This is a genomic window from Kitasatospora sp. NPDC005748, from assembly GCF_040630735.1.
In the GTDB taxonomy this organism is placed as follows: domain Bacteria; phylum Actinomycetota; class Actinomycetes; order Streptomycetales; family Streptomycetaceae; genus Kitasatospora.
In genome coordinates this window covers 181648-194850 of sequence record NZ_JBEXYD010000010.1, presented here as the reverse complement: position 1 = coordinate 194850, position 13203 = coordinate 181648, and the positions used below count along the sequence as shown (strand labels likewise).

Below are 13203 nucleotides of genomic sequence, written 5' to 3'. Positions count from 1 at the left end.
GCCCGCGAGGTCTACCGCGCACTGACCAGCACTCCAACCTCACGAATCACCCAACCCGACCTTGCTCCTGCGGCTTGACGTCTATAGGAGCATCCGCGCGCACCCGTTCCTCGGGACCGGCCGGATGACGCCCGTCCCCGGGCCCGGCACGTGGACATCCGGGCGGGGTGACGGGAGGATCGGCGCATGACAGCTGACGGACCGTTGACGGAGGAAGACCTCAGCGCAATGGAACGGCGAGCCGCCGCGGCGGCGCCGGGCCCGTGGACCGCCTGGCTGGAGGGTCGCCACGGCGTCGGCGGCGACAGCTTCATCCAGGTCCGCCCCGAGGCGGAGCCGGACGACGAGATCTACGTCAGCCGCTTCGTCGAGGGCGCCCAACTGCCCGGACAGGACCCGAGGCTCGACGCGGACATCGACTTCATCGCGGCCGCCCGCCAGGACGTCCCCCGCCTGATCGCCGAGGTGAGGCGGCTGCGGGCGGCAGCGGCGGACCGGTCCCGCGGCTGGTGACTGCCGGGAGGTGAGGCCCCGGCCCCCTCCGCCGGGCACCTCCGCACAGGAAGTCGGCCGGTCCGACTCCCTGCGCGGAGGCCGGGGACGCTCGGCTCATCGCCCCGGACGTCGCGGCGAGTCCCACCGAAGCAGGGCGTTCGTTGCCCGGAAGAGGGGTGGGACAGCCCGGGCCGGACCTCAGGCCGGTTTCAGGGCGGTCTCAGGCCGGGTTTCAGGCCGGGTTTCAGGCCGGGGTGAGCAGGTGCAGGGCGCCGGGGACGGCCTCGACGTCGACTGGCAGGGCGGCCATGAACTCGCCGTCGGCGTATGCGGTGATGCCGGGGGAGTCGATCCGCAGCGAGGGCGTGCGGTGGGTGGTGACCTCCGGGTGATCGACGTGGGTGCCCTTGAAGAGGGTGGGGAAGAAGCGGGCGATGCGGTGGCGGGGCATGGCGTCGACCAGGGTGATGTCGAGCAGGCCGTCGGTGGGGTCGGCGGTGGGGCAGATGAGCATGCCGCCGCCGTAGCTGCTGGTGTTGCCGACGGCCGCGAGGGTGAGGTCGCGCGCGATGACGGTGCCGTCGGCGAGGGTGAGGCGGAAGGGGAGCGGGCGGAGGTTGGCGAACTCGACCAGGATGGCGAGGTTGTAGCGCATCCTGCCGTGCGGCCAGCGCAGCCGGTTGGTGCGGTCGCTGACCAGCGAGTCGAAGCCGCTGGCGAGGACGGAGCCGAACCAGCGCCGCGTGCCGTCCGCCGAGGTGATCCGGCCGAGGTCCACCGTGCGGGTGCGGCCGGCGGCGATGACGTCGGCCGCCGCCTCCGGCTCGCCGCGCGGCAGCCCGTACGCGCGGGCGTGGTCGTTGCCGGTGCCCGCCGGGACGACGCCCAGGGGGACGTCCGTCCCCGCGGCGGCCTGGAGGCCGAGGTTGATCATGCCGTCGCCGCCGACGACCACCAGGGCGTCGCAGGAGCCGGCGGAGACGGCCGCGCGGGCCAGGTCGAGCGACTCCTGGGCCGACGAGCCCGCCCGGGCGTCGACCTCGACGCCCAGGGCGCGCAGCCGGTCGGTGGCGCGGCGGGCCGCCGGCTCGGCGTGGCCGGCGGCCGCGGCCGGGTTGGTGAGGAGAACGACCCGGGTGATGGTTCTCCGGTCGGTCATGGGATCAGCTTGCCGGGGTTGAGGATGCCCGCCGGGTCCAGCTCGGCCTTGACCGCGCGCAGGATGCGGACGCCCAGCTCGCCGATCTCCTCGGCCATCCAGGGCCGGTGGTCGGCGCCGACGGCGTGGTGGTGGGTGATGGTGCCGCCGTTGGCGAGGATGGCGTCCCCGGCGGCGCGCTTGGCGACGGCCCAGCGGGCGAGCGGCTCCTCGCCGAGCGCGGCGACGACGGTGAAGTAGAGCGAGGCGCCGGTCGGGTAGACGTGCGAGATGTGGCAGAGCACGAGGGCGCCGGGCAGGGCGCCGGTCAGCGCGGTGGTGACCGCCAGGCGGAGGTCGGCGAGCCGTCGCCAGTCGGTCGCGGTCTCCAGGGTCTCGCAGAGCGCCCCCGCGCTCAGCAGCGAGTCCCGCAGGTACGGCGCGTTGAACCGGCCGTGCTCCCAGGCCCGGGCCGGTGCCTCGCCGAGCGAGGTGGCGCCGGCGGCGAGCAGGACGTCCCGGGTGAGCCGGTGACGGGTCGCGACCTGGTCGGCGGAGCCCTCGAAGACGGTGACCGCCAGGCAGCCGGTGACGGCGGGCTCGCCGCCGATCTTCTCCGTCATCGCGAGGTTGACCATGGTCTCGGCCTCGTCGGAGAGCCGGATCACCGTCGGACCGGTGTCCTGCTGCTCGACCGCGCGCAGTGCGGCCGCGCCGGTGGCGAAGTCCGGGAAGGACCACGCCTCGTAGGCCTTCACGGCGGGCACCGGGTGGATCCGGACGCGGACGGCGGTGATCACGCCCAGCGTGCCCTCCGAGCCGAGGAAGAGTTCACGCAGGTCGGGGCCGGCGGCGGAGGCGGGGGCGCGGCCGAGGTCCAGCACGCCCGCCGGGGTGACGACCCGCAGGCCGCGCACCATCTCGTCGAAGCGCCCGTACCCGGCGGAGTCCTGGCCGGAGGAGCGGGTGGCCGCGAAGCCGCCGATGGTGGCGAAGCGGAAGCTCTGCGGGTAGTGGCCGAGTTCGAAGCCGTGCTCGGCGAGCAGCGCCTCGGCCGCCGGGCCGGTCAGGCCCGCGCCCAGGACGGCCTCGCCGGAGGTGGCGTCCAGGTCGAGCAGCCCGTCGAGGCGGCGCAGGTCGAGCGAGACGACGGCGCTGAGGCCGCCGCGCTCCGGGTCGAGCCCACCGACCACGCTGGTGCCGCCGCCGAACGGGACCGCGGCGATCCGGCGCTCGGCGCAGAGCGCGAGCAGGGCGGCGATCTCGTCCTCGCCGCCCGGCAGCACGACGGCGTCCGGCGCGTCCTGCGGCTCGCGGCCGCGGCGGCGCAGCAGGTCGGGGGTGGACTTGCCGCCCGCGCGGGGGAGGCGGTCCGCGGGGGCCGCACTGACGTGGGTCTCGCCGACCACGGCGGCCAGCGCCTTCAGGTCCGCCTCGGTCAGCCGCGAGGGCCGCAGGGTGACCTCCTCGGCGGCGGGCCCGGGGGCCGCGTCGCCGGTGACGCCGAGGGCGGCGGCCAGCAGGGCTTTGATGTCGGCCGACAGCTCCTTGGCGAGGGCCGGGTCGCCCCAGGCGTCCCACTTCATCGGGGGGAGCGGCAGCGCGGCGTGGGCCGGTCCCGCTTGCGTCTCAGGTGCCATGCGTTACAGTTTCACACATCATGTCAAGTAGTAACGATGATCACGACGGCCGTCCGGTCGGCCCCGGGGCGGGCACCGAGTCGCGCGGCGCAAAGGCCCATGGCGCGGAGGCGCGCGGCCCTGCGCAGCGTGGAGCCGAGCCGAGTGCGGCCGAGCCGCCGGGGGCCGACGCGCGTGCGGCCGAGCCGCGCAGTACCGATGACGCCATTCTCGACGCCGCCGCCGAGCTGATCGTCCACCTCGGCGTGCGCCGCACGCAGTTGGCCGAGATCGCCCGGCGCGCCGGGGTCAGCCGGCCGACCGTCTACCGGCGCTGGCCGGACGTCCGGGCGGTGATCGGGGCCCTGCTCACCCGGGAGATCCTGGCGACCCAGGCCACCGTCCCGCTGGTGGGCGAGGACCGCGCCGCCTTCGTCGAGGGCGTCGTCGAGGTCGCCGTCCGGCTGCGCGACCACCCGGTGCTCGCCGCCCTGCTGCGCTCGGCCGACTCCGACGCGCTCTTCGAGTACGTCGTCGAGCGGCTCGGCACCAGCCAGCTCGGGCTGCTGGAGGCGTTGCGCAGGGGCATCGAGCAGGGGCAGGCGCACGGCTCGGTCCGCGCCGGCGAGCCCGTCGAGCTGGCCGCGATGGTGCTGCTGATCGCCCAGTCCACCGTCCAGTCGCACCGCATGGTGGCGCAGCTGCTGCCGGAGGCGGCCTGGCGGCGCGAGCTGGCCCGGGCGCTGAACGGATACCTCGCGCCGTGACCGCTCGGGGGGTTCGGGCCGGGGTGACCGCCCGCCGCGCGGCCGCCTGCCCGGTGACCGCCCGCCGCGCGGCCGCCTGCCCGGTGACCGCCCGCCGCGCGGCCGCCCGCCCCGCAGTCGAACGCCCCCTGACCGCTCGCGTCATACCCTGCACGCCGTGACGAACGGATACCTCGCGCCATGACGATCAACGCCGGGCCTTTCGCCGGAACCACCCGACTCAGCTCCCGTCGGCGGGAGGTGGAGCTGGACGCGCTCGCCGCCACCCCGGCCGTCGACCTGGTGGTCGTCGGTGGTGGAGTGACCGGCGTCGGGGTCGCGCTGGACGCGGCCGCGCGCGGACTCCGCGTCGTCCTCGTCGAGGCCCGCGACCTGGCCTTCGGCACCAGTCGGTGGAGCTCCAAGCTGGTCCACGGCGGCCTGCGCTACCTCGCCTCCGGGCGGATCGGCGTGGCCCGGGAGAGCGCCGTCGAGCGCGGCGTGCTGATGACCCGCACCGCCCCGCACCTGGTCCGCCCGCTGCCGCAACTCGTCCCGCTGCTCCCGGGGTTGCTGCGTCCCGGGCAGGCGTCGCTGGTCCGGGCCGGTTTCCTCGCGGGCGACGCGCTGCGGGTGAGCGCGCGCACGCCCGGGGCGGTGCTACCCCGGATGCGCCGGGTGGACGCCGCCCGGGCCCGCCAACTGGTGCCCGGCGTACGGTCGGTGGGCCTGGCGGGTGCGCTGGTCGCGCACGACGGTCAACTGGTCGACGACGCACGGCTGGTGGTGGCGCTGGCCAGGACGGCCGCGCAGTACGGCGCCACCGTGCTGACCCGGGTCCGGGCGGAGGAGGTCACCGGCAGCTCGGTCCGGCTGGTCGACAGCCTGACCGGGCAGTCCCTGGTCGTCACCGCCGGCGCGGTCGTCAACGCCACCGGTGTCTGGGCGGGCGAGGTCGACCCGTCGATCCGGCTGCGGCCCAGCCGGGGCACCCATCTGCTGGTCGACGCGGCCGCGCTCGGCCACCCCGTCGCCGCGCTCACCGTGCCGGTGCCGGGCTCGACCAGCCGGTTCGTCTTCGCGCTGCCGCAGCAGCTCGGCCGGGTGGCGATCGGGCTGACCGACGAGGACGCGCCGGGACCGGTCCCGGACGAGCCGCAGCCGACCGAGGCCGAGCTCGACTTCCTCCTCGACACCGTCAACGCGGCCCTGGCCACCGAGTTGACCAGGGCGGACGTGCGCGGTGCCTACGCCGGGCTGCGGCCGCTGATCGACACCGGCGGCGGCAGCACGGCGGACATCTCCCGCCGGCACGCGGTGCTGGAGTCCCCGTCCGGGGTGATCACGGTGGTCGGCGGCAAGCTCACCACCTACCGGCGGATGGCCGAGGACGCGGTGGACACCGCCGTCCGCCTGCGCGGCCTGCCGGCCCGCGACTGCTGGACGGCCCGGCTGCCCCTGGTCGGCGCGCCCGGGCACCGGGACAGCCGGCCGGTGCCGGAGGGCGGCGTGCCCGCATCGCTGCTCGCCCGGCACGGCGGCGCGGCCCGTGAGGTCCTGGCGGCGGGCGGCGCCGAGCCGATCGCCGAGGGCATCGACGTGACCCGTGCCGAGATCGCCTACGCGGTGACGCACGAGGGCGCCCTGGACGCCGGGGACGTGCTCGACCGGCGGACCCGGATCGGGCTGGTCGCGGCGGACGCTGCCCGGGCCCGGGCGGCGGTGGAGGAGATCGTGGAGCGGTCCCTCGCGGGGTAGCGGCCGACCACGGGTCCTCATCGCCGGGCCCCCGCGGCCGGGCGCCGGAACGCCGGCCCTCACACCCCGGCCCTCGCCGCCGGGCGCCGGAACGTCCGACCCTCACCGCCGGGCTCTCGCCGCCCGGCCTTCCACGCCCGGTGCCGGAGCGCCTCACTGCTCGACGCGTTCCGGCACCGGGTGGACGGTGCCGTCCAGGTCGACCGTGCAGGTGAGCGGGTGCTCCGCCGAGCCGGTCCGTTCCAGCCGGACCGAGACCGGCAGCGGGGGCTCCTCGGGCAGCCGGACGGCCAGGGTGAGCGGGTAGAGGCCGTGGCCGTGGACGCGGTGGAAGGCACACTCCCGGCCGTCCACCAGCAGTTCGGTCTCGGTGATCCAGCCCGAGCGGACGTTCACGGTGACGGACCGGCCCGCCCGGTCGAGGTGGAAGCTGTACCGGCGGCGCATGGCACCTCCCGCGCGGGGGTCCTGGCCCGCACGGCCAGTCTAGGCCGGACCTCGCGGCGTGGCCGGAGCGCGTGCTCCGCCACCTGGTGCGGGGCGCCGGGCCCCGCCCACGGCCTTCGCGGTCAGACCAGGCGGCCGCCGCCGTCGACGTGCAGGACCGTTCCGGTGACGAACGGGCTGGCCATCGAGAAGAGGACGGCGCGGACCAGGTCGTCCGGGCTGCCGACCCGGCGGGCGGGGTTGCGCTCGGCTACCGCGCGCAGGAACGGCTCCTTGTCGGTGCCCATCCGGTCCCAGGCGCCGCTGTCCACGATGCCGGGGGAGACGGCGTTGACCCGGACCGGGGCGATCTCCACCGCGAGGGCCTGCACCAGGAAGGCCAGCGCGCCGTTGGTGGCGGCCATCACCGTGCGGGCGGGCGCCGGGCGCCAGGCGGCGACGCCGGAGAAGAAGGTGAACGAGGCGCCGTCCGGCCCGTCGGTCGCGGCCTGGCCGGCCAGGTGCTTCGCGAGCAGCAGCGGGCCGACCACCTTGGCCGCGAACGCGCGCTGGACGTCGGCGAGTTCGAGTTCGGCGAGCGGGCCGTTGGCGGGCATCGCGGCGGTCGAGACCAGGTGGTCGAACCGGCCGGTCGCGGCGGCGAGGGCGGCGATCGACGCCTCGTCGGTGAGGTCCACGGGGACGACCCGGGACGGGCCGGACAGCTCGCCGGCGGTCCACTCCAGCTTGCGCGGGTCGGGGCCGGCCAGGACCAGTTCGGCGCCGGCCGCGGAGGCGGTGCGGGCGAGCGCTCGACCGGTGTTCGAGCCGGCGCCGACGACCACGACGCGGCGCCCTTCGAGGGCGGCGGGGGCGAGGGCGGGCGCGGTGGCAGGGGAGGTGGCGGTCATGATCGATACTCCGGGAGAAGGGGGTGGTTTCGTGTTCCACCCTGCGCCGAGCTGCACCGATGCGTCCAAGGCTTGTCTTTTCGCCGAGCCATAAACTCTCTGCATGGCCACTCTCCGACAGCTCGAATACCTGGTGACCGTCGTCGACACCGGTTCGTTCACCCGGGCCGCCGAGCTGCTGCACGTCACCCAGCCCGCGCTCTCGCACCAGGTACGGGCACTCGAGCGGGCCGTCGGCGGGACGCTGCTGGAGCGCCTGCCGCGTGCCGTCCGGTTGACGCCGATGGGCCGGGCGGTGCTCCCGCACGCCCGCGCCGCGCTCGCCGACGCCGAGCGCCTGCGCGCCGCGGCCCGTCTCGCGGCCGGTCTGGACGGTGGCGAGCTCGAACTCGCCACCGTCTACTCGATCAGCCTCGGCATCCTGCCGCCGGTGCTGCGGGCCTGGCACCGGCTCCACCCGAAGGTGCGGATCCGGCTGCGCGAGTACGCCCACAACGACGAGCTGCGCGCGGCGATGGCGGCCGGTCAGGCCGACGTCGCGGTCGGTACGCCGCCGCCGGACTGGGAGGGGCCGATCCGGGAGCTGGGCGTCGAGGAGTTCGTGCTGGCGCTGCCGGCCGAACCGGACGCGGTGCCGGCGGGCCGGGTGGTCCGGCTGGCGGACCTGTCCGGGCGCGACTGGGTGCACTACGCGCCGGGAAACGGCCTCGCCGACCTGCTCGACGGAGCGTGCGCGGAGGCCGGGTTCCGGCCGAGGGCCGCGGTGCGGACCGAGCAGACGGCCGCCGCGCCGCTGCTGGCCGCGTCCGGGCTGGGACCGGCCCTGGTGCCCGCCAACCTCGTCCCGCCGGGCTTCGACGGCCTGGTCCGCCTGCCCGAGCCGCCCGTGCGGCGCCCGCTCGCGGCGTACACCCGGACCCGGCCGGATCCGCTGACGGCGGCCTTCGTCGACCTGCTGGCGCGGCAGGCCTGTCTGCTGCCGCCGCACGTCGCCGAGCTGCTCGCGGGGGCGGGGGCGGTCGAGGCGGGGGCGGCGGCGGAGCCCGGTGAGTAGGCCGGCGACGTGCGGGGAGCGGGTCGGACGGCCGGCGCGCGCGGGTGGGTGCTGCCGGGGGGCGCACGACGGGGGCGCATCAGGTCGGATGGATTCTCGTGATCTCTACAGTGTTGTAGATTCTTTCGGAGGGAGAGCAACCGAGGAGGGCATCGTGGGAGTTTCGCTGGCCAAGGGTGGCAATGTCTCGCTGACCAAGGAGGCGCCGGGCCTGACCGCCGTCATCGTCGGTCTGGGCTGGGACGTGCGGACCACCACCGGGGCCGACTACGACCTGGACGCGAGCGCGCTGCTCTGCAACGCGCTCGGCAAGGTGGTCTCGGACCAGCACTTCGTCTTCTTCAACAACCTGCGCAGCCCCGAGGGTTCGGTCGAGCACAGCGGCGACAACCTGACCGGTGGCGGCGACGGCGACGACGAGCAGATCAGGGTCGACCTCGACGCGGTGCCGGCCGGGGTGGCCAAGGTGGTCTTCCCCGTGTCGATCTACGACGCCGACGCCCGCCTGCAGAGCTTCGGCCAGGTCCGCAACGCGTTCATCCGGATCGTCAACCAGGCCAACGGCCAGGAGATCGCCCGGTACGACCTCTCCGAGGACGCCTCGACCGAGACCGCGATGGTCTTCGGCGAGCTGTACCGCAACGGCGCCGAGTGGAAGTTCCGCGCCATCGGCCAGGGGTACGCCTCCGGCCTGCGCGGCATCGCCACCGATTACGGCGTCAACGTCTGAGACGCCAGCGCCACCCCCGGACCGTCGGCGCGCCGGTCCGGGGGTGAAACACGGTGACGTTCAGGGGTTCTGACGCCCAGTCGGTGGACGACCGAGCGCATGGCCGCCGAACCCGCCCGTACCGGCGACCTGTTGGCGCCACCACGCGGTCATCGCGCCCTCGTCCATGGCCGCCCAGTCGGGCGCCCCGGTCACCTGGGCCCGCCCGAGCCGTCGGCCGACCTCGACCATCTCCCGCCCCACCGTGCCGCGTTCGCGGTCGTACGCGGGCAGCAGCTCCGCCCAGGAGTCCGCCGCCCGCCAGGCGTCCTCGAAGGCGCAGGCGTCCTGCACGGCCTTGACCGCGCCGCTGGTGTTGTGCGGGCGGACGACGGTGGCCGCGTCCCCGGCGAGCAGCAGGCGCCCGGCGGTCCGGCGCGGCGCCGCGAGGTCGTAGATCGGCTGGATGAAGGTCCGCTCGCGGGGGGAGAGCGCGACGACCCCCGCCCAGTAGGAGGGCAGGTGGCGCTCGGCCAGCTCGGCCAGTTCCTCGAACTGCCCGCCGGTGAGCGCGCCGGCCGGGACGCTGGTCGGGTCACCCGGCCGCAGCCAGGCCGGGGTCGGCGCGTAGAAGACGAAGTTGACCTGGGTGGAGCCCGGGGTCAGGCCGGGTATGCGGTAGAGCACCACCTGGCCGCCGGGGTAGCAGACCGTGATCACCTCGTGCTCCGGCCAGAGTGCCGCGCCGCCGGGCAGCCCGTCCAGCAGCCGGGCGTCGAAGCTGCCGCGCCAGCAGACGTAGCCCGCGTACTCGGGCCGGGCCTCGGGACAGACGGCCTCGCGGACCACCGAGCGGTACCCGTCGGCGCCGATCACCAGGTCGTACGGCTCGCGTCCGCCGGCCGCGCCGGTCACCCAGGCGTGGTCGGTGCCGGTGCCCGGGGCGCCGGCACCGGAGGCGCCGTTCCCGACGGCGGGGACGGCCTCGCCGAGCCGGAACTCCACGCTGTCCGGGGTGCGTTCGCGCAGCGACTGCCAGAGCACGCCCCAGTGGTAGGAGCGGAACGGCATTCCCTGCGCCCAGAGCAGCCGCCCGCGCGGCCCGCCCCCGCCGTCGGGATCGCGCGCCAGCCAGTGCCGTTCGGTCAGCCGGTGCCACCGCATGCCGTCGTCGAGGTGGCCGGCGCCGGCCAGTTCGGCGAAGCGGTCCTCCAGGACGCAGAGGCCGACGCCGCGGTCCTCCAGCCGGCCGGGGCTGCGCTCCAGCACGACCACCCGCTCCGCCCCGCCCCGGGCGGCCGCCCGCGCGAACGCGCACCCCGCGATGCTGCCGCCGACCACGGCTATCGATCCGCCTCGCACAGTCGTCCCCTCCCCGGGGTTCCTTCGAACCCCCACCGGCCCCGGGGTTCCTCCGAACCCCCGCCGAGGAGGAACCCTACGCACATCCGGCCCCGAGCTGACGGGTGGTCAGGCAATTTCGGACGCGGCCGGGCGGGGCCGGCCGTCGTCCCCCGTAGGGCGCGTTTATGCAACTAGTTGCATACTCGGCTCCACGTCCCCTACCGTGTGGTAACAACGAGCCGCCGCACGCCGCACAGGAGACGCCGATGAGCACCGACCCCCAGCGGGCCCGGAAGCCGTACCCGCACCTGCTGAGCCCGCTCGACCTCGGCTTCACCACCCTCCCCAACCGCGTGATCATGGGATCGATGCACGTCGGCCTGGAAGAGGCGCCGAACGGCTTCGAACGGATGGCCGCGTTCTACGCCGAGCGCGCCCGCGGCGGCGTCGGCCTGATCGTCACCGGCGGCATCGCCCCCAACGAGGCCGGCCGGCCCTGGGGCGGCGGCGCCATGCTCACCACTGAGGCGGAGGCCGACCGGCACCGCGTCGTCACCGACGCCGTGCACGCCGCCGGCGGCCGCATCGCGATGCAGATCCTGCACTTCGGCCGCTACGCCTACCACCCCGACCTGGTCGCGCCCAGCGCCCTCCAGGCCCCGATCAGCCCGTACGTGCCGAACGCCCTCACCGCCGAGCAGGTCGAGCAGACGATCGAGGACTTCGTCCGCTGCGCCGCCCTCGCGCAGCGGGCCGGCTACGACGGCGTCGAGATCATGGGCTCCGAGGGCTACCTGATCAACGAGTTCACCGCCGCGGCCACCAACCACCGCGAGGACGAGTGGGGCGGCGCCTACGAGAACCGGATGCGCTTCCCGGTCGAGATCGTCCGCCGGGTCCGCGAGCGGGTCGGCCCCGACTTCATCCTGGTCTACCGCCTCTCCATGCTCGACCTCGTCCCCGGCGGCTCCACCCTCGCCGAGGTCGTCCGGCTCGCCCAGGCCGTCGAGGCGGCCGGCGCGACCATCATCAACTCCGGCATCGGCTGGCACGAGGCGCGGATCCCCACCATCGCCACCTCCGTCCCGCGCGGCGCCTACGCCTGGGTGACGAAGAAGGTGATGGGCTCGGTCGGCATCCCGCTCGTCACCAGCAACCGCATCAACACCCCCGAGATCGCCGAGCAGTTGCTCGCCGACGGCTGCGCCGACCTCGTCTCGCTGGCCCGCCCGCTGCTCGCCGACCCCGACTTCGTCGCCAAGGCGCGGGGCGACCGCTCCGCCGCCATCAACACCTGCATCGGCTGCAACCAGGCCTGCCTGGACCACACCTTCAGCGGGCAGATCACCTCCTGCCTGGTCAACCCGCGCGCCTGCCACGAGACCGAACTCGTCCTCGCACCGACCAAGCGGCGCAAGCGGATCGGCGTCGTCGGCGCCGGCCCGGCCGGGCTCGCCTTCGCCGTCTCCGCCGCCGAACGCGGCCACGCCGTCACCCTGTTCGACGCCGCCGACACCGTCGGCGGGCAGCTGAACGTGGCCCGGCGGATCCCCGGCAAGGAGGAGTTCGACGAGACGCTGCGCTACTACCGCACCCGGCTGGCCGAGTTGGCGGTCGAGCTGCGTCTCGGCGCACTGGTCGACGCGGAGCGGCTCGCCGCCGAGGGCTTCGACGAGATCGTCCTCGCCACCGGCGTCACCCCGCGCACCCCGGCCGACCTCCCGGGCATCGACCACCCCAGCGTCGTCGGCTACCTGGACGTGCTGCGCGACGGCGCGCCCGTCGGCGAGCGGGTCGCCGTCCTCGGCGCGGGCGGCATCGGCTTCGACGTCGCCGAGTACCTCACCGACCAGGGCGACGCCGCCAGCCTCAACCCGCCGGTGTTCCACCGCAAGTGGGGCATCGACCCGGAGTACCGCGAGCGCGGCGGCCTCACCCGCCCCGAGCCGCCCCGCCCCCCGCGCAGCGTCCACCTGATGCAGCGCAAGGCCACCAAGGTCGGCGCGGGCCTCGGCAAGACCACCGGCTGGATCCACCGCACCGAGCTCAAGCACCGCGGCGTCACCATGGTCGCCGGCGCGAGCTACGAACTGATCGACGACGCCGGCCTGCACTTCGTCGTGGACGGCGAACGGCAGCTCCTGCCCGTGGACACCGTCGTCCTCTGCACCGGCCAGGAACCCCGCCGCGACCTGGACGCCGCCCTGCGCGAACTCGGCATCACCCCCCACCTGATCGGCGGCGCCGACGTGGCCGCCGAACTCGACGCCAAGCGCGCCGTGAAGCAGGGCACCGAACTGGCCGCCACGATCTGACGGGGGCGGGTGCTCCGGTGGGATCTAGGATCGGGGCATGTCCCTGCCGCACGCCATCCTGACCGCCCTGCTGGAGAAGCCGTCCTCGGGGCTGGAGCTGACCCGGCGGTTCGACAGGTCGATCGGGTTCTTCTGGTCCGCCACCCATCAGCAGATCTACCGGGAGCTCGGCCGGCTGGAGACGGCCGGGCTGATCCGGGCGCTCCCGCAGGACGGTCCGGCGCGGGGGCAGAAGAAGGAGTACGACGTCCTGCCCGCCGGCCGCGCCGAGCTCGAACGGTGGACGGCCGGCGGGGACGACCCGAAGGCCGTCCGCGAGCCGCTGTTGCTGCGGCTGCGCGCGGCGGCGGTGGTCGGCACGGCCGGGCTCGACGCCGAGCTGGCCCGCCACCTCGCGCTGCACCGTGCGCAGTTGGCCGACTACCGGGAGATCGAGCGGCGGGACTTCCCGTCGGGCCGGGCGGCGGAGGGTGGCCGGCCCGCTGAGGGCGACGAGCCGGCCGACGGGGACCGGCTGCGGCACGCCGTACTGCGGGCCGGAATCGGGCTGGAGTCCTTCTGGGTGGAGTGGCTCACCGAGACCCGGGCCGCCCTGCCCGCGGACCCGTCCCCTCCTGGCCTCCCTACGACCTGACCTGCGACGATGCCGCGTGGGCGGGCGCGGCCGCAGGCCCGGTGGGACACTGAT

At 75.2% G+C, this 13203-nt stretch carries 12 protein-coding genes; 7 read left to right on the top strand and 5 right to left on the bottom strand.

Annotation, left to right across the window (positions count from 1 at the left end; translation table 11 throughout):
* Positions 1-186: 186 nt before the first annotated feature.
* Entirely contained in the window at positions 187-513 is a 327-nt protein-coding gene (locus tag ABZ495_RS11340; RefSeq protein ID WP_359805349.1) for a hypothetical protein, read from the top strand.
* 226 nt (positions 514-739) lie between these two features.
* On the opposite strand, the gene ABZ495_RS11335 is transcribed toward ABZ495_RS11340, so the two are convergent.
* Positions 740-1654, bottom strand: coding sequence for a diacylglycerol kinase (locus tag ABZ495_RS11335; RefSeq protein WP_329490333.1), 915 nt, complete (start codon positions 1652-1654; stop codon positions 740-742).
* A complete protein-coding gene (locus ABZ495_RS11330; RefSeq protein ID WP_359805350.1) occupies positions 1651-3273 on the bottom strand; it encodes an FAD-binding oxidoreductase in 1623 nt (540 codons plus the stop codon). Before ABZ495_RS11330 ends, ABZ495_RS11335 begins: the two co-directional genes overlap by 4 nt.
* A 20-nt stretch (positions 3274-3293) precedes the next feature.
* Between ABZ495_RS11330 and ABZ495_RS11325 the strand changes: the two genes are divergently transcribed.
* Together ABZ495_RS11325 and ABZ495_RS11320 are read left to right on the top strand one after the other, a co-directional pair.
* The gene (locus tag ABZ495_RS11325; RefSeq protein ID WP_359835467.1) at positions 3294-4019 is read left to right on the top strand and encodes a TetR/AcrR family transcriptional regulator; all 726 of its coding nucleotides are present in this window, start codon (positions 3294-3296) and stop codon (positions 4017-4019) included.
* Positions 4020-4199: 180 nt separating this feature from the next.
* Positions 4200-5756, top strand: a complete 1557-nt coding sequence (locus tag ABZ495_RS11320; RefSeq protein ID WP_359835465.1) for a glycerol-3-phosphate dehydrogenase/oxidase — start codon at positions 4200-4202, stop codon at positions 5754-5756.
* 153 nt (positions 5757-5909) lie between these two features.
* Here ABZ495_RS11320 and ABZ495_RS11315 read toward each other — a convergent pair whose 3' ends face one another.
* Positions 5910-6203 carry a hypothetical protein gene (locus ABZ495_RS11315; RefSeq protein WP_352287575.1) on the bottom strand — a complete coding sequence of 98 codons (294 nt, stop codon included), beginning with the start codon at positions 6201-6203 and terminating at the stop codon, positions 5910-5912.
* A 122-nt stretch (positions 6204-6325) separates the two neighbouring features.
* Positions 6326-7093 carry an SDR family oxidoreductase gene (locus tag ABZ495_RS11310; protein WP_359835463.1) on the bottom strand — a complete coding sequence of 256 codons (768 nt, stop codon included), beginning with the start codon at positions 7091-7093 and terminating at the stop codon, positions 6326-6328.
* A 103-nt stretch (positions 7094-7196) separates the two neighbouring features.
* On the opposite strand from ABZ495_RS11310, the gene ABZ495_RS11305 reads away from it, so the two are divergent.
* Positions 7197-8147, top strand: coding sequence for a LysR family transcriptional regulator (locus tag ABZ495_RS11305; protein ID WP_359835462.1), 951 nt, complete (start codon positions 7197-7199; stop codon positions 8145-8147).
* Between the two features lie 154 nt (positions 8148-8301).
* Complete coding sequence (locus ABZ495_RS11300; RefSeq protein WP_329490340.1) at positions 8302-8877, top strand: TerD family protein; 576 nt, start codon at positions 8302-8304, stop codon at positions 8875-8877.
* A 60-nt stretch (positions 8878-8937) separates the two neighbouring features.
* Here the strand turns inward: ABZ495_RS11300 and ABZ495_RS11295 are convergent, their stop codons facing one another.
* Positions 8938-10218, bottom strand: coding sequence for an FAD-dependent monooxygenase (locus tag ABZ495_RS11295; RefSeq protein ID WP_359835459.1), 1281 nt, complete (start codon positions 10216-10218; stop codon positions 8938-8940).
* Positions 10219-10466: 248 nt separating this feature from the next.
* Here ABZ495_RS11295 and ABZ495_RS11290 point away from each other — a divergent pair, with 248 nt between their 5' ends.
* Both ABZ495_RS11290 and ABZ495_RS11285 read left to right on the top strand, forming a co-directional pair.
* Positions 10467-12515: an NADPH-dependent 2,4-dienoyl-CoA reductase gene (locus tag ABZ495_RS11290; protein ID WP_359835457.1), complete on the top strand. Its 2049-nt coding sequence runs from the start codon at positions 10467-10469 to the stop codon at positions 12513-12515.
* A 37-nt stretch (positions 12516-12552) separates the two neighbouring features.
* Positions 12553-13149, top strand: a complete 597-nt coding sequence (locus tag ABZ495_RS11285; RefSeq protein WP_359835455.1) for a PadR family transcriptional regulator — start codon at positions 12553-12555, stop codon at positions 13147-13149.
* Positions 13150-13203: the final 54 nt, after the last annotated feature.

Bases quoted from the DNA above. Each gene is read 5' to 3' on its own strand.
- ABZ495_RS11340 (WP_359805349.1), top strand. From the start codon at position 187: ATGACAGCTGACGGACCGTTGACGGAGGAAGACCTCAGCGCAATGGAA.
- ABZ495_RS11335 (WP_329490333.1), bottom strand. From the start codon at position 1,654: ATGACCGACCGGAGAACCATCACCCGGGTCGTTCTCCTCACCAACCCG.
- ABZ495_RS11330 (WP_359805350.1), bottom strand. From the start codon at position 3,273: ATGGCACCTGAGACGCAAGCGGGACCGGCCCACGCCGCGCTGCCGCTC.
- ABZ495_RS11325 (WP_359835467.1), top strand. From the start codon at position 3,294: ATGTCAAGTAGTAACGATGATCACGACGGCCGTCCGGTCGGCCCCGGG.
- ABZ495_RS11320 (WP_359835465.1), top strand. From the start codon at position 4,200: ATGACGATCAACGCCGGGCCTTTCGCCGGAACCACCCGACTCAGCTCC.
- ABZ495_RS11315 (WP_352287575.1), bottom strand. From the start codon at position 6,203: ATGCGCCGCCGGTACAGCTTCCACCTCGACCGGGCGGGCCGGTCCGTC.
- ABZ495_RS11310 (WP_359835463.1), bottom strand. From the start codon at position 7,093: ATGACCGCCACCTCCCCTGCCACCGCGCCCGCCCTCGCCCCCGCCGCC.
- ABZ495_RS11305 (WP_359835462.1), top strand. From the start codon at position 7,197: ATGGCCACTCTCCGACAGCTCGAATACCTGGTGACCGTCGTCGACACC.
- ABZ495_RS11290 (WP_359835457.1), top strand. From the start codon at position 10,467: ATGAGCACCGACCCCCAGCGGGCCCGGAAGCCGTACCCGCACCTGCTG.
- ABZ495_RS11285 (WP_359835455.1), top strand. From the start codon at position 12,553: ATGTCCCTGCCGCACGCCATCCTGACCGCCCTGCTGGAGAAGCCGTCC.